At 66.2% G+C, this 26,511-nt stretch carries 29 protein-coding genes; 25 read left to right on the top strand and 4 right to left on the bottom strand.

The genetic code is table 11. The features are described 5' to 3' along the window. Nucleotides 1-54: 54 nt before the first annotated feature. From Q0263_RS09805 to Q0263_RS09775, 7 genes are all read left to right on the top strand, one after another. Nucleotides 55-804, top strand: coding sequence for an electron transfer flavoprotein subunit beta/FixA family protein (locus Q0263_RS09805; protein WP_298015586.1), 750 nt, complete (start codon nt 55-57; stop codon nt 802-804). Then, nucleotides 805-1,734, top strand: a complete 930-nt coding sequence (locus tag Q0263_RS09800) for an FAD-binding protein (protein ID WP_298015585.1) — start codon at nt 805-807, stop codon at nt 1,732-1,734. Nucleotides 1,735-1,825: 91 nt separating this feature from the next. Continuing rightward, a complete protein-coding gene (locus Q0263_RS09795) occupies nt 1,826-3,637 on the top strand; it encodes an acyl-CoA dehydrogenase (protein WP_298015584.1) in 1,812 nt (603 codons plus the stop codon). A gap of 114 nt (nt 3,638-3,751) precedes the next feature. Beyond that, nucleotides 3,752-4,393, top strand: a complete 642-nt coding sequence (locus Q0263_RS09790; protein WP_298015583.1) for a peroxiredoxin — start codon at nt 3,752-3,754, stop codon at nt 4,391-4,393. 147 nt (nt 4,394-4,540) lie between these two features. Next, nucleotides 4,541-4,885 carry a hypothetical protein gene (locus tag Q0263_RS09785; protein WP_298015582.1) on the top strand — a complete coding sequence of 115 codons (345 nt, stop codon included), beginning with the start codon at nt 4,541-4,543 and terminating at the stop codon, nt 4,883-4,885. Between the two features lie 81 nt (nt 4,886-4,966). Then, a complete protein-coding gene (rplS, locus tag Q0263_RS09780) occupies nt 4,967-5,338 on the top strand; it encodes a 50S ribosomal protein L19 (protein WP_298015581.1) in 372 nt (123 codons plus the stop codon). A 162-nt stretch (nt 5,339-5,500) separates the two neighbouring features. Further along, entirely contained in the window at nt 5,501-6,235 is a 735-nt protein-coding gene (locus Q0263_RS09775) for a CoA pyrophosphatase (protein ID WP_298015580.1), read from the top strand. Here the strand turns inward: Q0263_RS09775 and rsgA are convergent. After that, the gene (gene rsgA, locus Q0263_RS09770) at nt 6,229-7,128 is read right to left on the bottom strand and encodes a ribosome small subunit-dependent GTPase A (RefSeq protein ID WP_298015579.1); all 900 of its coding nucleotides are present in this window, start codon (nt 7,126-7,128) and stop codon (nt 6,229-6,231) included. The two genes, Q0263_RS09775 and rsgA, sit on opposite strands and share 7 nt — an antisense overlap. Further along, the gene (locus Q0263_RS09765; protein ID WP_298015578.1) at nt 7,121-8,365 is read right to left on the bottom strand and encodes a M48 family metallopeptidase; all 1,245 of its coding nucleotides are present in this window, start codon (nt 8,363-8,365) and stop codon (nt 7,121-7,123) included. Before Q0263_RS09765 ends, rsgA begins: the two co-directional genes overlap by 8 nt. 54 nt (nt 8,366-8,419) lie before the next feature. On the opposite strand from Q0263_RS09765, the gene orn reads away from it, so the two are divergent. The 7 genes from orn to Q0263_RS09730 all read left to right on the top strand — a co-directional run bounded on the left by orn (nt 8,420) and on the right by Q0263_RS09730 (nt 14,673). Next, entirely contained in the window at nt 8,420-8,965 is a 546-nt protein-coding gene (gene orn / locus Q0263_RS09760) for an oligoribonuclease (protein ID WP_298015577.1), read from the top strand. Nucleotides 8,966-8,974: 9 nt separating this feature from the next. Then, entirely contained in the window at nt 8,975-9,406 is a 432-nt protein-coding gene (gene acpS / locus Q0263_RS09755; RefSeq protein ID WP_298015576.1) for a holo-ACP synthase, read from the top strand. An 87-nt stretch (nt 9,407-9,493) separates the two neighbouring features. Next, nucleotides 9,494-10,540 (top strand): beta-N-acetylhexosaminidase, encoded by a 1,047-nt coding sequence (gene nagZ, locus Q0263_RS09750; protein WP_298015575.1) that lies wholly within the window; start codon nt 9,494-9,496, stop codon nt 10,538-10,540. Then, complete coding sequence (gene uvrC / locus Q0263_RS09745; protein WP_298015574.1) at nt 10,503-12,326, top strand: excinuclease ABC subunit UvrC; 1,824 nt, start codon at nt 10,503-10,505, stop codon at nt 12,324-12,326. Before nagZ ends, uvrC begins: the two co-directional genes overlap by 38 nt. Nucleotides 12,327-12,424: 98 nt before the next feature. Continuing rightward, nucleotides 12,425-12,994: a CDP-diacylglycerol--glycerol-3-phosphate 3-phosphatidyltransferase gene (gene pgsA, locus Q0263_RS09740; RefSeq protein ID WP_298015573.1), complete on the top strand. Its 570-nt coding sequence runs from the start codon at nt 12,425-12,427 to the stop codon at nt 12,992-12,994. Between the two features lie 24 nt (nt 12,995-13,018). Further along, nucleotides 13,019-13,204, top strand: coding sequence for a hypothetical protein (locus tag Q0263_RS09735; RefSeq protein WP_298015572.1), 186 nt, complete (start codon nt 13,019-13,021; stop codon nt 13,202-13,204). Next, a complete protein-coding gene (locus tag Q0263_RS09730) occupies nt 13,201-14,673 on the top strand; it encodes a sodium:solute symporter family protein (RefSeq protein ID WP_298015571.1) in 1,473 nt (490 codons plus the stop codon). The genes Q0263_RS09735 and Q0263_RS09730 overlap by 4 nt, the downstream gene beginning before the upstream one ends. Before the next feature lie 96 nt (nt 14,674-14,769). On the opposite strand, the gene queF is transcribed toward Q0263_RS09730, so the two are convergent. Further along, nucleotides 14,770-15,600: an NADPH-dependent 7-cyano-7-deazaguanine reductase QueF gene (queF, locus tag Q0263_RS09725; protein ID WP_298015570.1), complete on the bottom strand. Its 831-nt coding sequence runs from the start codon at nt 15,598-15,600 to the stop codon at nt 14,770-14,772. Nucleotides 15,601-15,954: 354 nt separating this feature from the next. Here queF and aceA point away from each other — a divergent pair, with 354 nt between their 5' ends. The 10 genes from aceA to Q0263_RS09675 all read left to right on the top strand — a co-directional run bounded on the left by aceA (nt 15,955) and on the right by Q0263_RS09675 (nt 23,947). Then, entirely contained in the window at nt 15,955-17,274 is a 1,320-nt protein-coding gene (gene aceA, locus Q0263_RS09720) for an isocitrate lyase (RefSeq protein WP_298015569.1), read from the top strand. Between the two features lie 197 nt (nt 17,275-17,471). Then, the gene (locus tag Q0263_RS09715; protein ID WP_298015568.1) at nt 17,472-18,437 is read left to right on the top strand and encodes a hypothetical protein; all 966 of its coding nucleotides are present in this window, start codon (nt 17,472-17,474) and stop codon (nt 18,435-18,437) included. Between the two features lie 8 nt (nt 18,438-18,445). After that, complete coding sequence (gene ccoS / locus Q0263_RS09710) at nt 18,446-18,607, top strand: cbb3-type cytochrome oxidase assembly protein CcoS (RefSeq protein WP_298015567.1); 162 nt, start codon at nt 18,446-18,448, stop codon at nt 18,605-18,607. An 87-nt stretch (nt 18,608-18,694) separates the two neighbouring features. After that, nucleotides 18,695-20,176, top strand: coding sequence for a cytochrome-c oxidase, cbb3-type subunit I (gene ccoN, locus Q0263_RS09705; RefSeq protein WP_298015566.1), 1,482 nt, complete (start codon nt 18,695-18,697; stop codon nt 20,174-20,176). Between the two features lie 10 nt (nt 20,177-20,186). After that, a complete protein-coding gene (ccoO, locus tag Q0263_RS09700) occupies nt 20,187-20,843 on the top strand; it encodes a cytochrome-c oxidase, cbb3-type subunit II (RefSeq protein ID WP_298015565.1) in 657 nt (218 codons plus the stop codon). A gap of 1 nt (nt 20,844) precedes the next feature. Beyond that, nucleotides 20,845-21,021, top strand: a complete 177-nt coding sequence (locus tag Q0263_RS09695) for a CcoQ/FixQ family Cbb3-type cytochrome c oxidase assembly chaperone (RefSeq protein WP_298015564.1) — start codon at nt 20,845-20,847, stop codon at nt 21,019-21,021. Then, complete coding sequence (gene ccoP / locus Q0263_RS09690) at nt 21,014-21,916, top strand: cytochrome-c oxidase, cbb3-type subunit III (RefSeq protein ID WP_298015563.1); 903 nt, start codon at nt 21,014-21,016, stop codon at nt 21,914-21,916. The genes Q0263_RS09695 and ccoP overlap by 8 nt, the downstream gene beginning before the upstream one ends. A gap of 18 nt (nt 21,917-21,934) precedes the next feature. Then, a complete protein-coding gene (gene ccoG, locus Q0263_RS09685; protein ID WP_298015698.1) occupies nt 21,935-23,440 on the top strand; it encodes a cytochrome c oxidase accessory protein CcoG in 1,506 nt (501 codons plus the stop codon). A gap of 13 nt (nt 23,441-23,453) precedes the next feature. After that, nucleotides 23,454-23,666, top strand: a complete 213-nt coding sequence (locus tag Q0263_RS09680; RefSeq protein ID WP_298015562.1) for a hypothetical protein — start codon at nt 23,454-23,456, stop codon at nt 23,664-23,666. 29 nt (nt 23,667-23,695) lie between these two features. Beyond that, nucleotides 23,696-23,947 (top strand): hypothetical protein, encoded by a 252-nt coding sequence (locus tag Q0263_RS09675; RefSeq protein WP_298015561.1) that lies wholly within the window; start codon nt 23,696-23,698, stop codon nt 23,945-23,947. A 3-nt stretch (nt 23,948-23,950) separates the two neighbouring features. On the opposite strand, the gene Q0263_RS09670 is transcribed toward Q0263_RS09675, so the two are convergent. Next, nucleotides 23,951-24,628 carry a helix-turn-helix domain-containing protein gene (locus Q0263_RS09670; protein WP_298015560.1) on the bottom strand — a complete coding sequence of 226 codons (678 nt, stop codon included), beginning with the start codon at nt 24,626-24,628 and terminating at the stop codon, nt 23,951-23,953. Between the two features lie 351 nt (nt 24,629-24,979). Here Q0263_RS09670 and nirK point away from each other — a divergent pair, with 351 nt between their 5' ends. Beyond that, nucleotides 24,980-26,434, top strand: a complete 1,455-nt coding sequence (nirK, locus tag Q0263_RS09665; RefSeq protein ID WP_298015559.1) for a copper-containing nitrite reductase — start codon at nt 24,980-24,982, stop codon at nt 26,432-26,434. The last annotated feature ends 77 nt before the right edge of the window (nt 26,435-26,511 follow it).

Genomic DNA, 26,511 nt, shown 5'->3' with positions numbered 1-26,511 from the left:
CCGCCGTCTTGCGGCGCATGCATTCCCTTTTCTTTCCATTCTGGAGTTAGCTCGATGAAGGTCCTGGTACCGGTCAAGCGCGTTGTTGACTTTAACGTCAAGGTCCGCGTGAAATCCGATCACACTGGCGTGGATATCGCCAACGTCAAAATGTCCATGAATCCGTTCGACGAAATCGCCGTCGAGGAAGCCACCCGTCTGAAGGAAAAGGGCGTGGCCGCGGAAGTCGTTGCCGTATCCTGCGGGGTGGCGCAATGCCAGGAAACCCTGCGCACCGCCATGGCCATCGGCGCCGATCGCGGCGTGCTGGCGCAGACGGATGTCGAACTGCAGCCTCTGGCGGTGGCCAAGATCCTGGCCGCGCTGGCGCAGAAGGAACAGCCGCAGCTGGTGATCCTGGGCAAGCAGGCCATCGACGACGATGCCAACCAGACCGGCCAGATGCTGGCCGCGCTGCTGGACTGGCCCCAGGCCACCAACGCCAGCAAGGTCGAAGTGCAGGGCGATCGCGTGCAGGTCACCCGTGAAGTCGACGGCGGCCTGGAAACCCTCAGCCTGACGCTGCCGGCGATCATCACGACCGACCTGCGGCTGAACGAGCCGCGCTACGTGACGCTGCCCAACATCATGAAGGCCAAGAAAAAACCGCTGGAAACCGTGTCGCCGGCGGACCTGAACGTCGATCCGGCCCCGCGCCTGAAGACCCTGAAAGTCGTGGAACCGCCGAGCCGCTCGGCGGGCGTGATCGTGCCCGACGTGGCGGCCCTGGTGGACAAACTGAAAAACGAAGCGAAGGTGGTCTGAATGAGCATTCTGGTTATTGCTGAACATGACAACGCCCGTCTGGGCGCCGCGACCCGCAACGTCGTGACGGCGGCTGTGGCGCTGGGGGGCGACGTGCACGTGCTGGTGGCCGGTTCCGGCGCCCAGGCCGTGGCTCAGGAAGCCGCCGGGACGGCCTCCGTGGCCAAGGTCCTGCTGGCCGACGGCCCCGCCCTGGCCGATGCGCTGGCGGAAAATCTGGCGGCCCAGGTGCTGGCGGTCGCGGGCGACTACAGCCACATCCTGTTCGCGGCGACCGCCTCGGGCAAGAACGTCGCGCCGCGCGTGGCGGCCAAGCTCGATGTGGCGCAGATCTCCGACATCGTCGCCGTGGAATCGGCGGATACCTTCGTGCGTCCCGTCTACGCCGGCAATGCGCTGGCGACGGTGCAATCGGCGGATGCGAAGAAAGTCGTCACGGTGCGCACGACGGCATTCGATCCGGCGGCGGCCGAAGGCGGCAGCGCGGCGGTCGAATCCGTCAGCGCCGTGGCCGATTCGGGCAAGTCGTCCTTCGTGGGCCGCGAACTCGCCAAGAGCGATCGCCCCGACCTGACGGCGGCGTCCGTCGTGGTGTCGGGCGGGCGCGGCCTGGGCAGCGCGGAAAACTTCAAGATCCTGGACCCGCTGGCCGACAAGCTGGGGGCCGCCCTGGGCGCTTCGCGCGCGGCGGTGGACGCCGGCTACGCGCCCAACGACTGGCAGGTCGGCCAGACCGGCAAGATCGTCGCGCCGCAACTGTACGTGGCCGTCGGGATTTCCGGGGCCATCCAGCACCTGGCCGGGATGAAGGATTCCAAGGTCATCGTCGCCATCAACAAGGACGCCGAGGCGCCGATCTTCGGCGTGGCGGACTACGGCCTGGTGGCCGATCTGTTCGAGGCCGTGCCCGAACTGGTCAAGGCGCTCTGATTGCGCACTCCGGAACGGGCCGCGCAGGCCCGTTCCGCTTCTTGCGGGGCGACCGGCCGGCGGCCGGGCTTCGCGCATCACAGGAATTGTCATGACATACCAGGTTCCTATTCAGGATATCCGTTTCGTTCTGCGCGAACTGGCCGATCTGTCCGGCGTGCTGGCGCTGCCCGGTTTCGAGGAGGTCTCGGACGATCTCGTGGATGCCGTGCTGGAGGAAAACGCCCGTTTCGTCGAACAGGAGATCGCGCCGCTGAACCGGACCGGCGATACACAGCCCGCCCGGTGGCAGGACGGCGCCGTGCGGACCACGCCCGGCTTCCAGGCCGCGTTTCGGGCTTTCGCCCAGGGCGGCTGGCAGGGCCTGCCGCATGACGCGGAATTCGGCGGGCAGGGCCTGCCGAAGCTGGTCTCGGCGCCGGTGACCGAGAGCCTGAATGCCGGCAATTTGTCGTTCTCCCTGTGCCCGCTGCTGACCGACGGCGTGATCGAGGCCCTCTCCATGGTCGGGACGGCGGAACAGAAATCCCGCTTCATCCCCCCGTTGCTGGAAGGCCGCTGGACCGGCACTATGAACCTGACCGAACCCCAGGCGGGGTCCGATCTGGCGCTGCTGAAGACCCGCGCCGTGCGCCAGGATGACGGCAGCTATCGCCTCAGCGGCCAGAAGATCTTCATCACCTACGGGGATCACGATCTGGCCGAGAACATCATCCACCTGGTGCTGGCCCGCACCCCCGACGCGCCCAAGGGCGTCAAGGGGATCTCGCTGTTCATCGTGCCGAAGTTCCTGGTGAATGACGACGGCGGCCTGGGCAAGCGCAACGACGTCTACTGCGCCTCGCTGGAACACAAGCTGGGCATCCATGGCAGTCCGACCGCCGTGCTGCTATACGGGTCGGGCAAGGGCGAAGTCGGCGAGGGCGCGGTCGGCTACCTGATCGGCGAGGAAAATCGCGGCCTGGAATACATGTTCATCATGATGAATGCGGCCCGCTACGCGGTGGGCCTGCAAGGGGTGGCCGTGTCCGAGCGCGCCCTGCAGCACGCCGCCGCCTATGCGGCCGAGCGCGTCCAGGGCAATGCCCTGGAGGGCTCGGACGGCCCGGTGCCGATCGCCCGCCACCCCGATGTGGCTCGCATGCTGGGCGTGATGCGCGGCCTGACCGAAGGCGCCCGGGCCGTCGCCTACGTGGCCGCCGGGTACCGTGACAAGGCCGCGCACGCGGCGGACGAATCGGTCCGCGCGCAGGCCAGGGCGATCTACGAATATTCCGTGCCCATCGTCAAGGCGTTTTCCACGGAATCGTCCGTCGAGGTCGCGTCCCTGGGAGTGCAGGTGCATGGCGGCATGGGCTTCATCGAGGAAACCGGCGCCGCCCAGTATTACCGCGATGCCCGCATCCTGCCCATCTACGAGGGCACCACGGCCATCCAGGCCAATGATTTCATCGGCCGCAAGATCGTGCGCGACGGCGGCAAGGTCGCGCGGGAACAGATCGCAGGCGTGCGGGACACCGTGGCGGCCCTGAGGGCGGCGGGGGGCGCGCATGCGGACGCCCTGGAACTGATCGCGCAACGCCTGGAGGACGCGGCCCGCGCCTACGAGGCGGCCGTGGATTTTGTCCTGGGCCATATCCGCGAGGACATCCGCGGCGTGTTCACGGGCAGCGTGCCCTGCCTGATGCTGGCGGGCACGGTGCATGCCGGCTGGCAGCTGGGGCGCGCCGCGCTGGCCGCGGCGGCCGCCATCCGGGCCGGAGCCGCCGATCCGTTCAACGCCGGCAAGATCGCCACGGCGGTGCAGTACGCCGCGCACGTGCTGCCCCGGGCGGCGGCGCTGAACGACGCCATCCAGGCCGGCGGCCTGGCGGATCGCTATGTGCGTCAGGCGCGGATATAATTATGACTTAGATGTATTTCAACAGCCTCCTATATTCTGCAAGAATCTTAAGTGTCTAAACCAATCCGCCGCCCGGATCCTCCGGGCGACAGAGACTTGATACAGGAGTGATTGATGGCTACGCTGCGTCTGGGCGATGTCGCCCCCGATTTCGAACAGGAATCTTCCCTCGGCAAAATCAAATTCCATGAATGGCTGGGCAATGGCTGGGGAGTGCTGTTTTCCCATCCCGCCGATTTCACCCCGGTCTGCACCACCGAACTGGGCTATACCGCCATCGTCTCGGGCGACTTCGCCAAGCGCGGCGCCAAAGTGATCGCCGTGTCGGTGGATGGCAAGCAATCCCACATCGACTGGATCAAGGACATCAACGACACCCAGAACACGGATGTCCAGTACCCGATCCTGGCCGACGAGGACCGCAAGGTCGCCACGCTCTACGACATGATCCACCCGAACGCCAGCACCACGGCCACGGTGCGCTCGGTGTTCGTGATCGATCCGAACAAGAAGATCCGCCTGATCCTGACCTATCCGGCCAGCACCGGCCGCAACTTCGATGAAATCCTGCGGGCGCTGGATTCCCTCCAGCTGACGGACAACTACAGTGTCGCGACCCCGGTGAACTGGAAGCCGGGCGAGGACGTCATCATCGCGCCGTCGATCAAGGACCCCGCCGTCCTGAAGGAAAAATTCCCGAAGGGCTACAAGGAAGTGCGCCCCTACCTGCGCACGACCCCGCAGCCGAACCGGTAATCCCCGGATCGCGCCCATGAAAAACCGGCCTCTTCGAGGCCGGTTTTTTTTCTCTTGCATGAAGCACTGTTTCTTTGTACAGTATCCTGACTACTGGATGAAAGCACAGTTCCGGCGCAGGCGCGCCGGACCCACAGGAGACTCGACATGGCTGGATCAATGGGCTTGGATATGGCATGGGCAGGGCGCGGCGCGGCAGGCATTCCGCTTGGGGATGCGGCGGGCGCCTTGCAGGGGCCCTGGGTGCCGGGCAGGTCGTGGGGCGGCCGGCTCGCGGGCCGTTCCAGCGGGCGCGGGGCTGCGCGGCGCCCGGCGGCATCGGCGCCGTCCGCCATGCCGGCCCGCCAGGCGGCTGCGGCGCGCCGGCCTCGCCGGGCCCTGGGCATCGGCTGGCGCCGTCTGGCGGCGCTGGCGGGCGATGTCCTCATGGTGCTGGTCTGGGCCGCCATGGTTCCTGGCCTGATGTGGCTGGGTGTGGCGGCGGGCTTCTGATATAATCACGTGTTTACCGCATCCTCTGCTACGGCATCAATCTCATTTCATAGCCGTATCCAAGATGCTTTCGGAGCTACCGTGAATCTCATCGAAACCCTTGAACAAGAAGAAATTGCGCGCCTGACCGAAGGCCGCGCCATTCCCGAATTCGGCCCGGGCGACACCGTGGTCGTCAGCGTGAACGTCGTCGAAGGCACGCGCAAGCGCGCCCAGGCTTACGAAGGCGTGGTCATCGCCCGCCGCAACCGTGGCCTGAATTCCGCGTTCACCGTGCGCAAGATCTCCTCCGGCGAAGCCGTGGAACGCACCTTCCAGCTGTATTCCCCGCAGATCGCTTCCATCGAAGTCAAGCGTCGCGGCGATGTCCGCCGTGCTAAGCTCTACTACCTGCGCGGTCGTACGGGCAAGGCCGCCCGCATCAAGGAAAAGCTGGTCCGCAAGTCCGCCTGATCCAGGCGACGACGCTGTTCCTCGAAGGCACCCGGATGGGTGCCTTTGTTTTTGGCGCGCCGTGGCATCCGCGGCGCGGATGGATGGCGGCGGACTGTCTTTCGGACGGGGCGGGCGGATGGGTGTTGCAGTGATGTGCGGTTCGGTTTACTTTTGGATGTCATGACGCTCCCGATTTCTTCCCCGGATGCCGTACGATCCGCAGGTTTTGATCCGGCCGCCCAGCCCATCTTGCCGGGCAACCCCCTGCCGCCCCTGCCACCGGACTGCCTGCGGCTGGACTTCATCCGCCAAGCCTTTGGCCGATCAGTCGATTGGCATGTCGAACCGCTCTTCGCCCAGGCCTTCCTGCCCGACAATCCCGCCCTGGCCCAGGCGCGGCGGGCCGCCGTCCTGATGCCCCTGGTGCAGCGCGACACCGGCCTGAATGTCCTGTTCACCCGGCGGGCCGCGCATCTGCATGATCACGCCGGACAGATCAGTTTTCCGGGCGGACGCATCGAATCCACCGATGCCGACGCCGTGGCGGCCGCGCTGCGAGAAACCCGCGAGGAGATCGGCGTGGACCGGCGATTCGTCCAGATCATGGGGGTGCAGCCCGCCCTGTTGACGACCACGCATTTCGTGATGACCCCGGTGGTGGGGGAACTGCTGCCGGGATTTCATGTGACCGCGGATCAGGCCGAAGTCGCCGAGGTCTTCGAAGTGCCCCTGAGCGTGCTGATGGATCCCACCCAGCACCGCCTGCATCAGCTGCAGACGGCGTGGGGGCATGGCCGCTGCTATTTTTCGGTGCGCTGGCAGTCCTACTTCATCTGGGGCGCCACCGCCATCCTGATCCGCAATCTCTATTATTTCCTGGCCGCCTCGGCGGGTGTGTCCACCGACGGTCAGTAGCGCCGGGCGGCCTCGTTTTCCGCCAGGATGCGCAGGTACAGCGCGTGGCGCTGCGCGGAGATTTCCCCCCGGGTCACGGCCGCCAGCACGCCGCAACCGGGTTCGTGCTGGTGCGTGCAGTTGTAGAAGCGGCACTGGGCGACGGCGGGGGCGAATTCCGGAAAGCCGTGTTCGATGTCCTGCGGCCCCAGATGCTGCAGGCCGAAAGCCTGGAATCCCGGGGAATCGATCAGGTCGCCGCCGCCTGGCAGGGCGTACAGGCGAGTGTGGGTGGTCGTGTGGCGGCCCGTGCCCAGGGCGATGGAATGCGCCTGGGTCGCGGCCTGGGCGTCGGGCACCAGGGCGTTGAGCAGCGTGGATTTGCCCATGCCGCTCTGGCCCAGCAGCAGCGTGCAGCGTCCCCGCAGCAGCGGCTCCAGGCGTTCATGCACCTGGGCGGCATCCAGGGCGCACAATGTGTGCACCGGCACGCCCAGCGCCTCGGTGGCCGCCAGCCGGGCGCGGGCGGCGGCGGTGGTCGGCAGATCGGACTTGTTCAGCACGATGTGGGCCGGAATGTCGGCGCTGCTGGCCGCCACCAGGGCGCGGCCCAGCAGGTCCTCGGAGAATTCCGGCTCGGACGCCAGCACCAGCAGCAGCTGGTCGATGTTGGCGGCGAACAGCTTGCTGCGCTGGGCGTCGGAACGGTAGAACAGATTGCGGCGCGGCAGGATTTCCGTGATCGCGCCTTCCTGTTCGCCTTCGGGCAGGACGCTGACCCGGTCGCCCACGGCGATGCCGGTCTTCTTGCCCCGGGGGTAGCATTGGCGCAACTGGTCCGTATGGTCGATGGCGACCCGGTAGTGGCGCCCGTGGGCTGCGACGACGCGACCCTGCAGCGCCGGCTTAGCCATGGCGCAGGTGGGCAATGCGCACGGCCGCCGAGGGGTGGCTGTCGTACCAGGCGGAATGCAGGGGATCCGGCGTCAGCGTGGCGGCGTTGTCGTCGTAGAGCTTGACCAGGGCGCTGCTCAGGGGTTCCGGGCCGCATTGCCGGACCGCGTAGCGGTCCGCCTGGAATTCGTCCCGGCGCGACAGCAGGCTGGCGAGCGGCGTGGCCCAGAACGTGAAGACCGGCAGGGTCAGCATGAACAGCACCAGCGCCAGCCCGTCGTTGGGCCGGCCCAGCTGGGGCACGATGCCCAGGCCGGTATAGAACCACAGCTGAGTGGACAGCCAGGCCAGCAGGTGCAGGAAGATGCCCGCGGTGACGAAGCTGACCACGATGCGCCGCAGGATGTGGTGGTGGGCGAAATGGCCCAGTTCGTGGGCCAGCACGGCCTCGACCTCGTCGGCGTTCAGGCGCGAGAGCAGGGTGTCGAAGAAGACGATGCGACGGTGGCGGCCAAAGCCGGTGAAATAGGCGTTGCCGTGCGCCGAGCGGCGCGAGCCGTCCATCACGAACAGGCCCGACAGGCCGAAATGGCAGCGCTGCGCCAGGGCGTGGATGCGCTGGCTGAGTTCGGGATCGTCCAGCGGAGTGAAGCGATTGAAGATTGGCGCGATGAAGCTGGGATACAGCCAGAGCACCAGCAGGTTGAAGGCCACCCATACGCCCCAGGCCCACCAGGCCCAGTCCGTGCCGGTCGCCCCCATGATCCACAGGATGGCCGCCAGCAGCGGGGCGCCCAGCGCCAAGGTGATGAGCAGCATCTTCAGGGCGTCGGTGAGGAACAGGCGCGGCGTCATGCGGTTGAAGCCGTAGCGCGCTTCCAGCCGGAAGGTGCGCCAGGCGGAAAACACCAGGCCGACCGCCCCCAGCAGGGCCAGCACGCAGCCGACCAGCGCCAGCTGGCGCCAGAGTTCGTGTTCGATCACGCGGCCCAGGGCGATGTCCAGGGCCTGCAGCCCGCCCAGCAGCGTCAGAGCCAGCAGGATGGCGGCTTCGGCGATGCGCTCGATCATCGACAGCTGGCAGCGGGCGACGGTGTAGTCGGCCGCCCGCTGGTGGCTTCGCAGGCTGATGTGGTCGGCGAATGCGGCCGGGATGGTGTCGCGGTGAGCCAGGACGTGACGGATCTGACGGCGGGCCAGCCAGTAGCGGATCAGCAGGTCGCCGATCAGGCAGGCGAGAAACAGGGAGGTCAGCATGTCCGTCCGGCCAATATGCGAAAATCGGGTTTTCAGTTGAAAGGATTATAGGTGATGGCTGCGAACGATCAGCGCCTGATCTGGCTGGATATGGAAATGTCCGGCCTGGATCCCGAAAAAGAACGCATTCTGGAAATCGCCCTGATTGTCACCGAACCCGACCTGACGGAAGTCGCCCAGGCCCCGGTGCTGGTGGTGCATCAGGACAACGCCGTGCTGGACGGCATGGACAAATGGAATCAGTCCACGCACGGCAAGAGCGGCCTGATCGAACGGGTCAAGGCGTCGACCCTGACCGAATCCAGGGTGGAAGACATCCTGCTGGAATTCCTGGCGCCGCTGGTCCCCGCCGGCAAGTCGCCCATGTGCGGCAATACGATCGGCCAGGACCGGCGCTTCATGGTGAAGTACATGCCGCGCCTGGAAGCCTATTTCCACTACCGCAACCTGGACGTCAGCACCCTCAAGGAACTGTCCCTGCGCTGGAAGCCCGAGGTCTACCGCAGCTTCACCAAGGCCAGCAAGCACGAGGCCCTGGCCGACATCCAGGAATCCATCAATGAACTGAAGCACTACCGGGAACACTTCCTGCGCCTATAGGGGGATCGGATGTCTGGTTCGGGCATTGCCGGCATCGGCACGGATCTGCTGCGGGTGGATCGCATCGAGCGCATCTACGCGCGGCACGGGGACCGCTTCGTGCGGCGCGTGCTGGGGCTGGACGAACAGCAGGTGCACGCCCGGCGCCTGGCGCGCGACCCCCGGCGCGGCATCCTGTACCTGGCCACCCGCTTCGCCGCCAAGGAAGCCTTTTCCAAGGCCATCGGGCTGGGCATCCACATGCCCATGACCTGGTCGCGGGTGCAGATCCTGAACCGCCGGGGAGGGGCGCCGGAAATCCATCTGTCGGGTCCCTTGAAGGACTGGTACGATGCCCGCTTCGGGCGCTCGCACGTGTCCATGACCGATGAATCCGACATGGTGGCCGCCTTCGTCGTGGTCGAAGGCCGGCCGGAATCCTCGCCCGATGGCCGGCCCTGACCCGCGCGGGAACTTGCAACGCGGCATGGCCGGCGCGCACGCCGGCCCCGGCCGTGCGAACTAATCAGACGGGACGTTAGAACCTTCATGCAGAATCGCTTACCCCCCGGCCCCGTCATGGTGGACGTCGCCGGCCTGGAACTGACCGACGCCGAACGGCTGCGCCTGCGCCACCCTCAGGTGGGCGGCGTCATCCTCTTCGCCCGCAATTTCGCCGACCGGGCCCAGCTGACGGCCTTGTGCGCCGCCATCCATGCCGCCCGCCAGGAACCCCTGCTGATCGCCGTCGATCACGAAGGGGGCCGCGTGCAGCGCTTCCGCACGGACGGCTTCACGCCGCTGCCGGCCATGCGGACCCTGGGCCACTGGTACGAACAGGACCCCCAGGCGGCCCTGCACGGCGCGACGGAAACCGGCTTCGTGCTGGCCAGCGAACTGCGGGCCTGCGGGGTGGATTTCAGCTTCACGCCCGTGCTGGACCTGGATTACGGCGTCAGCCAGGTGATCGGCAATCGCGCCTTCCACGAAGACCCCGCCGTGGTGTCCCTGCTGGCCCGCGCCCTGATCCAGGGCCTGGCCCGGGCGGGCATGGCGGCCTGCGGCAAGCATTTCCCGGGCCATGGGGCCGTCGCGGCTGATTCCCATCACGCGATTCCCGTGGACGACCGTGCGCTGGCCGACATCCTGGATGCGGACGCGGCCCCCTATGGATGGCTGGGCGACCTGGTCCTGCCCGCCGTGATGCCGGCGCACGTCATCTATCCCCAGGTCGCGCCGGAACCCGCCGGCTTCTCGCGCCGCTGGGTGACCGGCATCCTGCGGGAACAGTTCGCCTACGACGGCGTGGTGTTCTCCGACGACCTGACCATGGAAGGCGCCAGCGTGGCTGGTGATATCCATGCCCGCGCCCGCGCGGCGCTGGAAGCGGGCTGCGACATGGTGCTGGTGTGCAACCGCCCCGATCTGGCCGATGAACTGCTGGCGGCCCTGGACGGCCGCCCCCTGGATTCCCAGGCCGTGCGCCGCATCCGGCGCCTGATGCCGACCCGCCCGTCCCCCGACTGGACGGGGCTTCTGTCCGACCCCAGGTATCTCCGTGCCCGAAGCCTTCGATCTGAAAACCTTTCTGACTGACCTGCCGCATCTGCCGGGCGTCTACCGGCACATCGACGCGGATGGCGAGGTCCTGTATGTGGGCAAGGCTCGCGATCTGAAGCGCCGGGTCAGTTCCTATTTCCAGAAGACCGGCCACGGCCCGCGCATCGAGCACATGCTGGCGCGGGTCGCGCGCACCGAGGTCACGGTCACGCGCACCGAGGCTGAAGCGCTGATCCTGGAAAACAACCTCATCAAGCGCCTGAAGCCGCGCTACAACATCCTGTTCCGGGACGACAAGTCCTACCCCTACCTGCACATCACGGACCACGAAGCCCCGCGCATCGTCTATTACCGGGGCAGCACCCAGGGCAAGGGGCATTTCTTCGGTCCCTATCCCAATTCCTGGGCGGTGCGCGAGACCATCCAGATCCTGCAGAAGGTCTTCAAGCTGCGGACCTGCGAGGACAGCGTCTACGCGCACCGCACGCGACCCTGCCTGCTGCATCAGATCGGCCGGTGCTCGGCGCCCTGCGTGAACAAGATTTCCCTGCAGGACTACCGGGCCGACGTCGAGCGCGCCATCCGCTTCCTGGAGGGCCGCACCACCGAAGTGCTGGAGGATATCGAGCGGCGCATGATGGCGGCGTCCGAGCGCCAGGATTTCGAGCAGGCGGCCGCGCTGCGCGACCAGATGCGGGCGCTGGCCAAGGTCCTGCAGCAGCAGACCATGGAGCAGGTGGGCGAGGACAGCGCCGACATCATTGCCGTGGAGATTTCCGGCGGACGGGTGTGCGTCAATCTGGCCATGGTGCGGGCCGGCCGCCACCTGGGCGACAAGCCCCTGTTTCCCACCCAGGCCCAGGACGAACCGGCCGAGGACGTGCTGGCGGCCTTCGTGGCCCAGCACTATGCCGACAACCCGGTGCCGCCCGTCCTGGTCTGTTCGCACGCCTTGCCGGATCCCGACCTGATCGCCATGCTGGCCGAGCAGCACGGCCACAAGGTGCGGGTCCTGTCGCGCCCGCAGGGCGCCCGCCGCGCCTGGCTGGAACAGGCCCAGCGCAATGCCCGCATGGCGCTGGCGCAGCGTCTGTCGGAGTCCAGCGCCCGCGAGGCCCGCACGCTGGCGCTGGCCGTGGAGCTCGACCTGGATACGGACGATGACGCCCTGGCGGCCCTGCACATCGAATGCTTCGACATCAGCCACACGGCGGGCGAGGCGACCCAGGCGTCCTGCGTGGTGTACAAGAACCACGCCATGCAGCATTCCCTGTACCGCCGCTTCAACATCGCCGGCATCGAGCCCGGGGACGACTACGCCGCCATGCGCCAGGCCCTGACCCGGCGCTATGGCCGGGTGGCCGACGGCGACGCGGACCTGCCCGACATCGTGCTGATCGACGGCGGGGAAGGGCAGGTCGGGGTGGCCCGCCAGGTGTTCGAAGAGCTGGGCCTGGACGTCAGCCGCATCGTGGGCGTGAAAAAGGGCGACCACCGCAAGGTCGGCCTGGAAACTCTGGTCTTCGTCGACGGCCGACCCTCCGTGGCGCTGGGGGTGGAGTCCGCCGCGCTGATGCTGGTGGCGGAAGTGCGCGACGAGGCGCATCGTTTCGCCATCACCGGCATGCGGGCGCGCCGCGCCAAGGCCCGCAACGTCTCGCGCCTGGAAGACATCGAAGGCGTCGGCCAGCACCGACGCAAGAACCTGCTGGCCCGCTTCGGCGGCTTCTCCGGAGTCGTGGACGCCAGCATCGACGAACTGGCGAGCGTGGACGGCATTTCCCGCCAGCTGGCCGAGCGCATCTATCACGCCTTGCGCTGAAGAATGCGGCAAGATGGCCTCATTCCGCCGGAATACCGCTGTTTTCCAGCATGCGGACGGCGTGCCGGCCATCGGCTTGGGGTAGTATTACGTCTATCATGCCGTTCAATATCCCCATCGCCCTGACTTGGCTGCGCATTGCCATGATCCCGCTGCTCGTGGGATTGTTCTACTTGCCGGATGCCTGGACCGCCTCCGGCTGGCGCGACAGCGCGGCGGCCATCGCCTTCATCGTGGCGGCCGTCACCGACTGGTTCGACGGCTATCTGGCCCGGCGCTGGAACCAGACCTCGGCCTTCGGCGCCTTCCTGGACCCGGTCGCCGACAAGCTGATGGTGGTGGCGGCGCTCCTGATCCTGCTGGACCTGGGTCGCGTCGATCTGCTGATCGCCCTGGTCATCATCGGACGCGAGCTGACGATTTCCGCCCTGCGCGAATGGATGGCGAAGATCGGCGCCAGCAGCAGCGTGGCCGTGCATCGCCTGGGCAAGTTCAAGACCGCCGCCCAGATGGTCGCCATTCCCTGTCTGCTGTACTGGCAGCCCATCCGGGGCGTGTCCACCCACATCATCGGAGCCGTCCTGATCGTCGTGGCCGCCATCCTGACCGTCTGGTCGATGTGCTATTACCTGCAAAAGGCCTGGCCGGAAATCCGGCGCCGCAGCTGATCGGTCTTCCACTTCCCATCCGTCATGGCTAGAAAGCTGAGTCTCGCATGCATCTGGCTCCTGGCACTCCTGTGCTACGGGGTCCCCTACCTGTTCCTGGATCGCGTCAACGCCTGGTACGGCAGCTTCCTGTTCTGGACTCTGGCCGGCGCATTGGTGATCGTCCTGAATCTCGTCGCCACGCGCGATTTCAGGGAGGACGAGGAATGAGCGCCGGCTCCCTCTGGATCGGGGTGGCCGTCTACCTGGCGATCGCCGTCTATGTCGCCTGGCTGTCGCGGGGCGGGTCCGCCAAGGGCGGCGCGGTCAGCATGTCCGACTACTTCCTGGGGGCGCGACGCTTCGGCGGCTTCGTGTCGGCGCTCAGCTACAGCGCGACCACGTACAGCGCCTTCATGCTGGTGGGTCTGGCGGGCCTGACCTACAAGGCGGGGGTCGGGGCCTTCGGCTTCGAGATCGTGTATTTCGTGGGGGTTTCGCTGGTCGCCGTCTTCGGGCCGAAGTTCTGGCGCGTGGGCAAGGCCTACGACTTCATCACGCCCAGCGAAATGCTGGGCCATCGCTACCAGAGCAAGCCCGTGGCGGTGTCCATGGCGTTGAGCAACTGCCTGTTCCTCATCCCCTACGCCGCCGTGCAACTGGCCGGGGTGGGCTATCTGCTATCGGGCATGAGCCACGGCGCCATCGGCTTCACCACCGGCACCGTCTTCGCCACCCTGGTGGCGCTGGTCTTCTCGTACATCGCCGGCATGCGCTCCATCATGTGGACCGATGCCCTGCAGGCGCTGTTCATGCTGGTCTCCGCGACGGCCGTGGCCCTGCTGGTGGTGCATCAGCTGGGCGGGCTGGGCGTCATGTTCGACCGTCTCAGCCAGGCGCCGGGCGATGTGCTCACGGTGCCCGGCCCCGGTTTCTTCTCGTTCGCCACCTTCCTGGGCCTGACGCTGCCCTGGTTCTTCTTCAGCCTGTCCAATCCGCAGGTCAGCCAGCGCCTGTTCATGCCCAGGAGCCTGTCGGCCCTGCGCCGCATGCTGATCGGCTTCCTGTGCTTCGGCCTGATCTACACCCTGGTGTCCGTCACCTGGGGCTTCAGCGCGCTGATCGCGCTGCCCGGCCTGTCCTCGCCGGATCTGGCCACTCCGCGCCTGCTGGGCTCGGACATGGTGCCGCCCATCCTGGCTGAAATCGTCATGATCGGCATCCTGGCCGCGGCGATTTCGACGATCGATTCCATCATGCTGACCCTGTCGTCCATGCTGTCGCGCGACGTCTACGCCCACGCCGCCGGGCATCGCGACGAGGCGCGCCAAGTGCGCTTCGGAAAATGGGTGCTGGCCGTCATCGCCGTGCTGGCGCTGCTCTTCGCCGAACTGCGGCTCAATCTGATCGCGGTGCTGTCGGTGGCGGCATCCACCGGCCTGGCGGTCGTGGTGCCGGCCATCATCGGCGCGTTCTACTGGCGGCGGGGCACGGCCGCCGGTGCGCTGGCCAGCATCCTGGGCGGCAGCGCCGTCGTGCTGGTCCTGTTCGCCACCGGCCTGCGGCCGCTGGGCCTGTCGGCCGGCGTATGGGTGCTGCCGGTTTCGGCGGCGCTGTTCATCGGGGTCAGCCTGTTCACTCGGGCGCCCGTGCCGACGGCGGATGAATTCATGGCCGCCGCCAACCGGGGCCGCCAGTAGCCGGTTCCGTCGACGCCGTCCCCGGCCGGCCCCGCCGATCGGATCGGCGGCCTTGCGGGGCCGCGCCGTCGTCCGCCGTGTCGTCAGCGATCAGCGCTACTGGCGCAGCGTCCGGGTCTGTCCGATGTCTTCGGCTTGAAAATTGGCCCGCCAGGGGTTGATGTCCAGCCCGCCGCGCCGGGTGTAGCGGGCGTACACCAGCAGTTCTTCCGGCGCGCATCGCGCCATGATTTCCCCGTAGATCTTTTCCACGCACAGTTCGTGGAATTCGCCGTGGTGCCGCAGGGACACGATGTAGCGCAACAGTCCCGCGTGGTCGATGCGCGGCCCGGCGTACCGGATCTGCAGGCTGGCCCAGTCGGGCTGGCCGGTGACGGGGCAATTGGATTTCATCAATTCCGACACCAGGGTCTCGCGCACGAAGGGGGCGGGCTGCGACAGGACCAGGGTTTCCGGGGTCGGGGCGCCGGTCGGGGGGAAATCGATGTCCTGGTCGTCGATGCAGGCGCCGCGCAGCGGGGCGCAGCTCAGTTCGAATGCCGGGCGCACGGACAGGATCTCCACGTGGACGGATTTTCCGCTGGCGCGGCTGAGGTCCGTCTGCAGGCGCTGCTGCACGATTTCCGGGTACTCGAAGCGTTCGTCGTTGAAGCTGTTCAGATAGAGCTTGAAGGACTTCGATTCGATCAGGTTCGGGCTGCCGGCGGGGAAGGTGAACCGTCCCATGGCCGCGACCGGCCGGCCCCTGGCGTTCAGCCAGGACAGTTCGTAGGCGTTCCAGATATCGGATCCGTAGGGAGCCTGCGGCAGATCCAGGCCGGCGCGCGTGTCGGCGCGGGCGATGGGAAAGAGCAGGGACGGGTCGTAGTGATCGGATCCGGAGGAGGCGCGGCCCAGCGGGCTGTGTTCGAGCGAAGAAGACTGCATGAGGCGATTCTGTGAGGGCGCCGCTCAGGCGGCATCCCGGAGACGGAGGGGGGGCGTCGCGGCAAAGCCTGTCGCGGGCGGCTTCGATGCGGATCTCATTGTACTGCGTGCCGCGGCCTTATTTCATATGATGAAAATAGGGTTTTGGGATGTGAAAATTTCGTGCTGCGCCGCATTGATGTGTTTTTCATGATCAGGAAATTTATTTCGCAACATGAAATCAACTTCATAACTAATTGAATATAAAAAATAAAATTTTCTATCTTATATAAGACATAAGTCATGTGTGCACTGCAGCACAGGCGTAGACTGTTTTCAACGGTTTCTTGTTTTCACCTACTCAGGAGCAACATCATGACCTCTCGCGAAACGGAAGTGCGCAATCTGCAACGCAGCTGGGCCGAGGACGCCCGCTGGCAAGGCATCAAACGAGGCTACGGCGCCGACGAAGTCGTGCGTCTGCGGGGTTCGGTGGTGGTGGAACACACGCTGGCCCGCCGGGGCGCGGAAAAACTGTGGGATCTGCTGCACACGGAAGATTACGTCAACGCGCTGGGCGCCCTGACCGGCAACCAGGCCATGCAGCAGGTCAAGGCCGGTCTGAAGGCCATCTATCTGTCCGGCTGGCAGGTCGCGGGCGACGCCAACATCGCGGGCGAAATGTACCCCGACCAGTCGCTGTATCCGGCCAATTCCGTGCCCAGCGTGGTCAAGCGCATCAACAATTCCCTGACCCGCTGCGACCAGATCCAGTGGATGGAAGGCAAGAATCCGGGCGATGCCGGCTACATCGACTACTACGCCCCGATCGTGGCGGACGCCGAAGCGGGTTTCGGCGGCGTGCTGAACGCCTTCGAACTGATGAAGTCCATGATCGAGGCGGGCGCGGCCGGCGTGCACTTCGAAGACCAGCTGGCCTCCGTGAAGAAGTGCGGCCACATGGGCGGCAAGGTGCTGGTGCCGACCCGCGAGGCCGTGGCCAAGCTGGTGTCCGCCCGCCTGGCGGCCGACGTGCTGAACGTGCCCACGCTGCTCGTGGCCCGCACCGATGCCGAGGCCGCCGACCTGCTGACCAGCAACATCGACGAGAATGACGCGCCCTTCGTCACCGGCGAGCGCACCGTGGAAGGTTTCTATCGCACCCGCGCCGGTCTGGATCAGGCGATTGCTCGCGGCCTGGCCTACGCGCCCTATGCCGACCTGATCTGGTGCGAGACCTCCACGCCCAACCTGGAATACGCCCGCAAGTTCGCCGAGGCCGTCCACCGCCAGTTCCCGGGCAAGATGCTGGCCTACAACTGCTCGCCGTCCTTCAACTGGAGGAAGAACCTGGACGAGGCCACGGTGGCGAAGTTCCAGCGCGAGCTGGGCGCCATGGGCTACAAGTTCCAGTTCATCACGCTGGCCGGCTTCCATGCCCTGAACTACAGCATGTTCGAACTGGCGCACGGCTACGCCCGCACTCAGATGAGCGCCTTCGTCGAATTGCAGCAGAAGGAATTCGCCGCGGCCGACAAGGGCTTCACGGCGGTCAAGCATCAGCGCGAAGTGGGCGTCGGCTATTTCGACGCCGTCACGCAGACCATCGAAGGCGGCCAGTCCTCCACGACCGCGCTCAGCGGCTCGACCGAGGAGGCCCAGTTCGACGCAGCCCCTGCGGCGCACGTCGCCTGACCGTCACGACTGAGAGGGCGGGGAGGAAAGAGGGGTCCTCCCTGTGGTGTGCTTTCGGGAAGGCTTGGCCTTCCCGTTTTTTTGCCGTTGGGCCGCCCCAACGGGGGCGCTTGGGCTCGCTGAGGCGGGAATCCGGATCGCCGTGAAGCTTGATCTGTGTCAAGGCCGGGGTCCGCCGGGCTGACTATAGTCCGCTCATGCTCACGCCTTCCCTATTCACGCCTCCGCCGAACATGACCGACGCCATGCGCCGCGCCCGGCGGCACATGCTCGCCCGCACCGGACTGGCCTGGCTGGTGATGATGCAGGTCATGATGCTGGCCTTTCCGGGCTATCTGCGCCATGGCGCGCGCGCGCCCGACGCCCAGCGGTCCCTGGAGCAGGCCATCGTGCTGATGAACTGGCTCAGCCTGGTCCTGTGCGTGCCGCTGATTCTCTACTGCGCCTGGCCGGTGTGGCGCGGCGCGGGGCGCGCCTTGTCGCAGCGGCGCATCGGCATGGACGTCCCGGTGGCGCTGGGCATCCTCGCCGCCTTCATTCCCAGCGTCGTCGCCACCTGGCGCGACGCGGGGGAAGTCTATTTCGATTCGGTGTCCATGTTCGTGGCCTTCCTGCTGACGGCCCGTTTCCTGGAAACCTGCGCCCGCCAGGCCGTCAGCGGCCAGTCCCGGGACGGCCAGGACATCGGGCTGCTGCGCTCGGCCGACCGCCTGGCCTTCTGGTTCGTCTGCGTGCAGATCCTGCTGGCCGTCCTGGTCGGCCTGTACTGGTGGCGGGCGCAGCCCGACCAGGCGGTCGCCGTGACCGTCGCCCTGCTGGTCATGAGCTGTCCTTGCGCCCTGTCCATGTCGGTGCCCGCCGCCCTGGCGGCCCGTCATGCGGCGCGGCTGCGCGGGGACGCGGACGGCGCGCGCGATGCCGCCGGACTGGATCGCGCCATGCGGCGCGTCGCGCGCCAGAATCTTCACGGGTCCCTGGCCTGGCACCTGCTGATGACGCCGCTGGCCGCCTTCGGCTGGGTGCAGCCCTGGGTGGCCGCCATCACCATGTTGCTGTCCTCCCTGGCCGTCGCGGCCAATGCCTGGCGCCTGGCGCGCCCGGCGGGCGACGAGGCGTCGGGGCGTCGGCCGGGCGCGCGGTCCTCCGACGCGCTGGCGGGCTGAGGCCGGTCATGGATGCGCTGTTCCTGCTTCTGCCGATTTCCCTGCTGTTCGTCCTGGGAATCGGCGTGGCGTTCTGGTGGGCGATCTTCGCCGGCCAGTTCGACGATACCCGGGATGCGGCCGCCGCCATCCTGGAAGACGACGATCGCGGATGTTCCCGAACGGATTGATGTACATCAAGGCCGATTCCGGGCGCTTCAGAGATTATTCAGGTTTTCAAAAATCAATGTCTTAACCTTGTTCTGAGGGGAACGCTTATGGGCACGACCGGGCATACGGGAACACCGGCCGAAACCTTCAACTACGGCGTCGTCCGGCAGTTCACCATCGCGACGATTTTCTGGGGCGTGGTGGGGATGGCTGTCGGGGTGCTGATCGCATCGCAGCTGATCTGGCCGGAACTGAACTTCAATACGCCATGGCTCAGCTACGGGCGCCTGCGTCCGCTGCACACCAACGGCGTGATCTTCGCCTTCGGCGGCAGCGCCCTGTTCGCCACGTCCTACTACGTGGTGCAGCGCACCTGTCAGGCGCGGCTGTTCTCCGACCGGCTTGCGGCCTTCACCTTCTGGGGCTGGCAGGCCGTGCTGGTGGGGGCGGTGATCACGCTGCCCCTGGGCTATACCTCGACCAAGGAATACGCCGAACTCGAATGGCCGATCGACATCCTGATCACCCTGGTCTGGGTGGCCTATGCCATCGTGTTCTTCGGCACCATCGCCAAGCGCCGCGTCAAGCACATCTACGTGGCCAACTGGTTCTTCGGGTCCTACATCCTGACCATCGCCATCCTGCACATCTTCAACAACCTGGAACTGCCGGTGTCGATGTGGAAGTCCTATTCCGCCTACGGCGGGGTGCAGGACGCCATGGTGCAGTGGTGGTACGGCCACAACGCGGTGGGCTTCTTCCTGACCACTAGCTTCCTGGGCATGATGTACTACTTCGTGCCCAAGCAGGCCGGCCGCCCGATCTATTCCTATCGCCTGTCCATCGTGCACTTCTGGGCGCTGGCCTTCACCTACATGTGGGCCGGTCCGCACCACCTGCTGTACACCTCGCTGCCCGACTGGACCCAGTCGCTGGGCATGGCGTTTTCGCTGATCCTGCTGGCGCCGTCCTGGGGCGGCATGATCAACGGCATCATGACGGTGTCCGGCGCCTGGCATAAATTGCGCACCGACCCGATCCTGAAGTTCCTGGTGGTGGCGCTGTCCTTCTATGGGATGGCCACGTTCGAAGGGTCCATGATGTCGATCCGCACCGTGAACGCCCTGTCGCACTACACCGACTGGACGATCGGACACGTGCATGCCGGCGCCCTGGGCTGGGTCGCGATGATCACCTTCGGTTCGCTGTACTACCTGATCCCGCGCCTGTACGGCCGGGAAAGCATGGCCCGCCCGGATCTGATCAACCTGCATTTCTGGCTGGCCACGCTGGGGGTGGTGCTGTACATCGCCGCCATGTGGATCGCCGGCGTGATGCAGGGCCTGATGTGGCGCGCGACGGGCGCGGACGGCACGCTGACCTACAGCTTCGTGGAAGTCGTCAAGTCCACCTATCCCTTCTATTTCATCCGCATGGTCGGCGGTCTGTTCTTCCTGTCGGGCATGTGTCTGATGGCCTGGAACACCTGGCTGACCGTTCGCGGCCAGCAGCGGGTGAATCCCCTGGTGCCGCTGGACAGCCCCGACGTCCATGCCGTTCCCGCAACCGCCGTCCCGGCATCGGCCTGAGGAGTTGACCATGTCTGGTAGCAAGAAACGCTTTTCGCACGAATTGCTGGAACGCAACGTCGGCCTGCTGATCATCTTCAGCATCCTGGTGGTGTCCTTTTCCGGCCTGGTGCAGATCATCCCGCTGTTCTTCCAGCATTCCACGACGACGGCCGCCGAAGGCGTCAAGCCCTACGAGGCCCTGCGCCTGGTCGGACGCGACGTCTACATCCGCGAAGGCTGCGTGGGCTGTCATTCGCAGCAGATCCGCAAGCTGCAGTCGGAAGTCCAGCGCTACGGCCCGTACTCCATCGCCTCCGAATCCGTGTACGACCATCCCTTCCTGTGGGGTTCCAAGCGCACCGGTCCGGACCTGGCCCGCGTGGGGCAGCGCTATTCCGACGAATGGCACCGCATCCACCTGCGCAACCCGCGCGACGTGGTCAAGGAATCCAACATGCCGGCCTATCCCTGGCTGCAGGGAAACACCGTGGAAGGCGCCGACGTGCAGGACCGCATGAAGGTCCTGCGCACCCTGGGGGTGCCCTATACCGACGCGGAAATCGCCGCAGCGCCCGCCGCGCTGAAGGGCAAGACCGAGGAAGACGCCGTGGTCGCCTATCTGCAGGGTCTGGGCGTGGGGGGCCGCGCCGTGGCCGAACAGACGATGAAGAATGGGGGCCGCTGAGATGCTCGCCGTGATCAATGGACTGGTGACGGGGCTGGCGATGCTGACGTTCGCCGGAATCGTCTGGTGGGCCTGGTCGGCGCGTCGCGCCGAGGCCAACCGGCAGGCGGCGCAGCTGCCTTTCGCCCTGCCCGAGGAATATCAGAACGACAAGAATGCCGGGGATACCCATGAGTGATTTCATCAGCAGTTTCTGGAGCTACTACATCGCCGTCATCGCGCTGGGCGGCATCGTCTGGTGCGTGTACCTGCTGTTTTCCCAGCGCGCCTGGCTCAAGCGCGACGTCAAGGCGGTGGAAAGCACCGGCCACGTCTGGGACGGCGACCTGACCGAACTGAACAATCCCGTGCCGCGCTGGTGGACGGTGATGTACCTGCTGCTGTGCGCCTTCGCGCTGGGCTACCTGGTGCTGTATCCGGGGCTGGGCAGCAACCCGGGCACCCTGGGCTTCACGGCCGGCAAGCAGGTGCTGCAGGAACAGGAAGCCCTGAACGCGCGGATCCAGCCCGTGTATGAGCGCTTCCGCGAGATGCCGATCCCCGACATCGCCAAGGACGACCAGGCGCGGGACATCGGCCAGCGCCTGTTCCTGAACAACTGCGCGCAATGCCACGGGTCCGACGCCAAGGGCGGGCGCGGCTTTCCCAACCTGACCGACGGCGACTGGCTGTGGGGCGGGTCGCCGGACCAGATCCTGCAGACCATCACCAAGGGTCGGCATGGCGTGATGCCGGCCTGGAGCGCCGCGATCAAGCCCGAGGACGCCTCGGCCATCGCCCAGTACGTGCGATCCCTGTCCGGCCTGGCGCACGACCCTCTGCGCCTGAATGCGGGCAAGCGCGGCTTCGAGACCTACTGCGTCGCCTGTCACGGCGCCGAGGGCAAGGGCAATCCGCTGGTGGGGGCTCCCAATCTGACGGATGGCGTCTGGCTGTACGGCAGTTCCGAAGCCACCATCGTCGAGACCATCCTGAATGGCCGCGACAACCAGATGCCGGCGCAGGAAACCCACCTGACTCCGGAACAGATCCGCCTGCTGGCGGCCTGGGTCTGGGGGCAATCGAACCGTTAAGAGAACGCAGAGGACATGATGGAGAAGGACACCCCCCAACAGGCCGCCACGCCCGCACCGCGTGACGATCCGGCCTGGCAGCCCGTGCGCAGGATCCGCAAGGGCTCGGGGGGCGGCACCTCGCCCCAGGTCGAGAAAGCCCTGGCCGAGGTGCGTTCCAAGATCTACCCGCGGTCCGTCCAGGGAAACTTCGCCCGCATCCGGGTGCTGATGGTCTTCCTGACCCAGGCGGTGTTCTACGGCCTGCCCTGGATCCAATGGAACGGCCGGCAGGCCGTGCTCTTCGACCTGGGGGCGCGGAAGTTCTATCTGTTCGGCATGGTGCTGTGGCCGCAGGACGTGATCTACCTGGCGGTGCTGCTGGTGCTGTCGGCCTTCGCCCTGTTCCTGTTCACCGCCATGGCCGGGCGGCTGTTTTGCGGCTATGCCTGTCCGCAGACGGTCTATACCGAACTCTTCATGTGGATCGAGAAACGGGTCGAAGGCGACCGCCTGGCCCGCATCCGCCTGGACGGGCAGCCCTGGAACGCCCGCAAGCTGCGCCTGAAGGCCACCAAGCACGCCTTGTGGGTCGCGTTGGCGCTGTGGACCGGCTACACCTTCATCGGCTATTTCGCCCCGATCCGCGAACTGGGCGCCCATCTGCTGGCCTTCGACCTGGGGGCCTGGCAGTGGTTCTGGATGCTGTTCTATGCCTTCGCCACCTGGGGCAACGCCGGCTTCATGCGGGAAGCCGTGTGCAAGTACATGTGCCCCTATGCGCGCTTCCAGAGCGTCATGGTCGACGACGACACCTTCGTCGTCACCTACGACCACGTGCGCGGCGATCCGCGCGGCGGCCGCTCGCGCAAGATCGATCACAAGGAAGCGGGCATGGGCGATTGCGTGGACTGCAGCCTGTGCGTGCAGGTCTGCCCCACGGGCATCGACATCCGCGACGGCCTGCAGTACATGTGCATCGGCTGCGGCGCCTGCGTCGACGCCTGCGATTCGGTCATGGACAAGATGGGCTACGAGCGGGGGCTGATCCGCTACACGTCGGGCAACGCCATCACCGAACGGCTGACGCAGCCCCAGGTGCGCCGCCGCATGCTGCGCCCGCGGGTGCTGGCGTATTCGGCCCTGCTGGGGGCCATCGCCATCGGCTTCGTCTTTTCCCTGGCCACGCGCACGACCCTGCGCGTGGACGTGATCCGCGATCGGGGCGCGCTGGGGCGTGAAGTCGCCGGCGGCCTGATCGAGAACGTCTACCGGCTGCAGATCATCAATTCGGCGGAAGAACCCGTGGAACTGGACCTGTCGGCCACCGGCGTGCCCGGCCTGCATCTGCAGACGGCCGATCAGGGCGTCAGCCGGGTGCGGGTGGACGGTTCCTCGAACCGCCTGGTGCCCGTGGTGCTGCAGGCGCCCGCCGGCGGCCTGGCGCCCGGCCTCCACGACATCCGTTTTGAAACCACCGGGACGCGGACGGGGGGCGACGTCACCCAGGTGGTGGAACAATCCAGTTTCTATGTCCCCCATTGATCAGGAAGCTATCATGCCATCCATGACGCGCGAAGAATTGTCCGAAGGCCGCCCCTGGTGGCGGCATCGCTGGCCCTGGCTCTTGTTGCTGGGGCCGGCGGTGGCGATCGTGGGCTGCGCCATCACCATCGTACTGGCCTTCCAGTCGTATGGCGACCAGGAGATCCAGGACGGCGGGGCGCGTCAGGGGCTGGTGGTGACGCCGCCCGCCCAGGCGGTGCGGTGAACGGAATCATCCAATTCGGGAGAACGGCTTTGAAGGCACGCAATCTGATGTGGATCCTGTGGCCCTCTTTTTTGATGGGCGGAGTTGCCAGCGGGATCGTGTTCGCCCTGGTGGATCCTCTGGATCTGGTGTTCATGGGGCAGTTCCGGGCCAGCCGCCCGACGGTGTACACCCTGGGATTCTTTCTGTTCTGGGGCGTGGCGGCGCTGTCCAGCGCGCTGACCCTGCGCATCGCCCCCAGGGGCGTGGTGCTGGACGAATTCGGCGATCCGGTGGACTGATCGTCAGCCGCAGTCCGCGCCCGACAGTTCCTGCAGGCCCGCGATGTCCAGGAGATGGACCTCGCGCTGCTGCACGCGGATCAGGCCCTCGCGGGCGAAGCGGGAAAACAGCCGGCTGACGGTTTCCAGGGTCAGGCCCAGGAAATTGCCGATTTCCTCGCGGCTCATGCGCAGGATGAATTCGTAGGGCGAATACCCCAGGATCTGCAGGCGCTGCGACAGGTTCAGCAGGAAGGCCGCCAGGCGCTGTTCCGAGCGCAGGCTGCCCAGGGCCAGGAGCTGCTGGTGCGAGCGGCTGATTTCCTTGCTCATCAGGCGGCGCAGCTGCAGGTTCAGCGTCGGCAGCTGGGGGGCGAGCTTGTCCATCTCGTCCAGGCGGATGATGCAGACTTCCGTGTCTTCCAATGCGATGGCGTGCGAGACCTGCTGGGCGTTCATCAGCCCGTCCATGCCCAGGATTTCCCCCGGCAGCAGGAAGCCGGTGATCTGGACCTGGCCGCCCGCGTCTTCGATCTGGGTCTTGATCGAACCGGAACGCAGCCCGTAGATGGCCTCGGCGGCGTCGCCCTGGCGGTACAGGGCGCCGCCCTTGGGCAGGCGGATGCGTTCCTTGATGAGTTCATCCATCTTGGCGACGTCCTGACGCGCCATGCCCAGAGGCAGGCAGATGGCGTTCAGCATGCAGGTGGAGCACCGGGTCGAATCGGGGGCAACCGGGACGCGCCGGAGCGTGGAGGTCCTGGAAGTCGGTCCGGAAGAGGAGGGATCAGCCAGCAAAATGAAACCCGTAAAAAGCGGTGCGGGAGGAAAGCCCCCACACATTGAAGAGGATTATAAGTTCTCTGCCGGGATAATTGGGGTTTGCAGCATTGTTTTGCCGGATTCTCCGGGGATGTCTTGCGATTTGTCGGCTTTCCGCCCGGCCCCGGGTTCAGAATGGCGCCGAAGAACGGTACAGTAGAGGCATTGACGGTGATGCTTCCACTGTCGAGAAGGCAAATATTTCGGCTTCAAACAACATTCGGGGGAACCATGTCATCGATCCGACATCTGCTGACCGGTGCGCTGCTGCTCGCGGCGGGGCTGGCATTCGGCCCGGCCTGGGCGCAACACGACGCCGCCGCGCATGGCGGCCAGCACACCGCCGCAGCGCCCGGCGGCCAGAGCGCCGCGGCGCCCGGCAGCCGGGACGTCACGTACAAGCCAGACGTCACCTTCACGCTGCGCACTTCGATCGCCGAGGGCAAGCTGGTCTTCATCGGCGCGCGGGGCGACATGGAGGGCCAGGTCAACCCGGACCTGAAGGTGCCCGAAGGCGCCGTGGTGCAGATCAATCTGGTCAACGGCGACGGGGCCACGCACGACGTCGCGGTGCCCGAATTCGGGGCGCATTCGGACCAGATTTCCGGCAAGAACGCCGCTACCGCCATCGTGTTCCGGGCGACGAAGAACGGCACCTTCGAATACCTGTGCACCTTGCCGGGTCACAAGGCGGCCGGCATGGTGGGCAAGATCGTCGTGGGCGAGCCGTCCGACGAGGTCGTCACCCAGGCTCCGCAGATCGCGCATGATCCCAGCCAGGTCGGCACCCCGGTGGGTAAGCGCGGGCCCCAGAAGGTCACGGTCGACCTGCTGACCACGGAAGTCGAAGGGCGCCTGGGCGACAGCAGCACCTATCGTTTCTGGACCTTCAACAACAAGGTCCCCGGTCCCTTCGTGCGCGTGCGGGTCGGCGACACGGTGACGATGAACATCACCAACGCCAAGGACAGCACCCACATCCATTCGATCGACCTGCACGCGGTGACGGGGCCGGGCGGCGGCGCGGCCGTCACCCAGGTGCCGCCGGGGCAGACGAAGTCCTTCACCTTCAAGGCCAACCACGTGGGGCTGTTCGTCTACCACTGCGCCACGCCCATGGTGGCCCAGCACATCACCAACGGCATGTATGGCATGATCCTGGTCGAGCCGGAAGGCGGCTTGTCCAAGGTCGATCACGAGTTCTACGTCATGCAGGGCGAACTCTATACGGCCCAGACGCACGGAGCCAGCGGCCTGCAGGAGTTCTCGCTGGAAAAACTGCTGGCGGAGAACCCCGAACACGTGATGTTCAACGGCTCCATGGATTCGCTGACCAAGATCTATCACATGACCTCCAACGTGGGCGATACAGTGCGCATCTTCTTCGGGGTGGGGGGGCCGAACCTGACGTCCAGCTTCCACGTCATCGGCGAAGTCTTCGACAAGGTCTATGACCAGGCCTCCCTGACCAGCAAGCCGCTGACCGACGTGCAGACCACGCTGGTGCCGCCCGGCGGCGCCACCATGGTGGAATTCAAGACCGATTATCCGGGTCGCTACCTGCTGGTCGATCATGCCCTGTCCCGGGTGGAAAAAGGCGTGGCCGGCTTCCTGACCGTGAAAGGCAAGGCGGATGACACGATCTTCCACAGCGACGAGGCCATCGACCCGAATTCCGGGCACTGACCGCCTGTCCCGATCTTCCCGGCCGTGAACGGGCCCCCGCCAGCAGCGCTGCGGGGGCCCGTTCCGTATGGACGGCC

Origin of the sequence: uncultured Castellaniella sp. (genome assembly GCF_937988725.1) — a bacterium.
GTDB lineage: Bacteria > Pseudomonadota > Gammaproteobacteria > Burkholderiales > Burkholderiaceae_B > Castellaniella.
This window is presented reverse-complemented; position numbering and strand designations above follow the sequence as displayed.

Coding starts and splice junctions, on each gene's coding strand:
- Q0263_RS09805 (WP_298015586.1), top strand. CDS start 55: ATGAAGGTCCTGGTACCGGTCAAGCGCGTTGTTGACTTTAACGTCAAG.
- Q0263_RS09800 (WP_298015585.1), top strand. CDS start 805: ATGAGCATTCTGGTTATTGCTGAACATGACAACGCCCGTCTGGGCGCC.
- Q0263_RS09795 (WP_298015584.1), top strand. CDS start 1,826: ATGACATACCAGGTTCCTATTCAGGATATCCGTTTCGTTCTGCGCGAA.
- Q0263_RS09790 (WP_298015583.1), top strand. CDS start 3,752: ATGGCTACGCTGCGTCTGGGCGATGTCGCCCCCGATTTCGAACAGGAA.
- Q0263_RS09785 (WP_298015582.1), top strand. CDS start 4,541: ATGGCTGGATCAATGGGCTTGGATATGGCATGGGCAGGGCGCGGCGCG.
- Q0263_RS09775 (WP_298015580.1), top strand. CDS start 5,501: ATGACGCTCCCGATTTCTTCCCCGGATGCCGTACGATCCGCAGGTTTT.
- rsgA (WP_298015579.1), bottom strand. CDS start 7,128: ATGGCTAAGCCGGCGCTGCAGGGTCGCGTCGTCGCAGCCCACGGGCGC.
- Q0263_RS09765 (WP_298015578.1), bottom strand. CDS start 8,365: ATGCTGACCTCCCTGTTTCTCGCCTGCCTGATCGGCGACCTGCTGATC.
- orn (WP_298015577.1), top strand. CDS start 8,420: ATGGCTGCGAACGATCAGCGCCTGATCTGGCTGGATATGGAAATGTCC.
- acpS (WP_298015576.1), top strand. CDS start 8,975: ATGTCTGGTTCGGGCATTGCCGGCATCGGCACGGATCTGCTGCGGGTG.
- nagZ (WP_298015575.1), top strand. CDS start 9,494: ATGCAGAATCGCTTACCCCCCGGCCCCGTCATGGTGGACGTCGCCGGC.
- pgsA (WP_298015573.1), top strand. CDS start 12,425: ATGCCGTTCAATATCCCCATCGCCCTGACTTGGCTGCGCATTGCCATG.
- Q0263_RS09735 (WP_298015572.1), top strand. CDS start 13,019: ATGGCTAGAAAGCTGAGTCTCGCATGCATCTGGCTCCTGGCACTCCTG.
- Q0263_RS09730 (WP_298015571.1), top strand. CDS start 13,201: ATGAGCGCCGGCTCCCTCTGGATCGGGGTGGCCGTCTACCTGGCGATC.
- queF (WP_298015570.1), bottom strand. CDS start 15,600: ATGCAGTCTTCTTCGCTCGAACACAGCCCGCTGGGCCGCGCCTCCTCC.
- aceA (WP_298015569.1), top strand. CDS start 15,955: ATGACCTCTCGCGAAACGGAAGTGCGCAATCTGCAACGCAGCTGGGCC.
- Q0263_RS09715 (WP_298015568.1), top strand. CDS start 17,472: ATGCTCACGCCTTCCCTATTCACGCCTCCGCCGAACATGACCGACGCC.
- ccoS (WP_298015567.1), top strand. CDS start 18,446: ATGGATGCGCTGTTCCTGCTTCTGCCGATTTCCCTGCTGTTCGTCCTG.
- ccoN (WP_298015566.1), top strand. CDS start 18,695: ATGGGCACGACCGGGCATACGGGAACACCGGCCGAAACCTTCAACTAC.
- ccoO (WP_298015565.1), top strand. CDS start 20,187: ATGTCTGGTAGCAAGAAACGCTTTTCGCACGAATTGCTGGAACGCAAC.
- Q0263_RS09695 (WP_298015564.1), top strand. CDS start 20,845: ATGCTCGCCGTGATCAATGGACTGGTGACGGGGCTGGCGATGCTGACG.
- ccoP (WP_298015563.1), top strand. CDS start 21,014: ATGAGTGATTTCATCAGCAGTTTCTGGAGCTACTACATCGCCGTCATC.
- ccoG (WP_298015698.1), top strand. CDS start 21,935: ATGGAGAAGGACACCCCCCAACAGGCCGCCACGCCCGCACCGCGTGAC.
- Q0263_RS09680 (WP_298015562.1), top strand. CDS start 23,454: ATGCCATCCATGACGCGCGAAGAATTGTCCGAAGGCCGCCCCTGGTGG.
- Q0263_RS09670 (WP_298015560.1), bottom strand. CDS start 24,628: ATGCTGAACGCCATCTGCCTGCCTCTGGGCATGGCGCGTCAGGACGTC.
- nirK (WP_298015559.1), top strand. CDS start 24,980: ATGTCATCGATCCGACATCTGCTGACCGGTGCGCTGCTGCTCGCGGCG.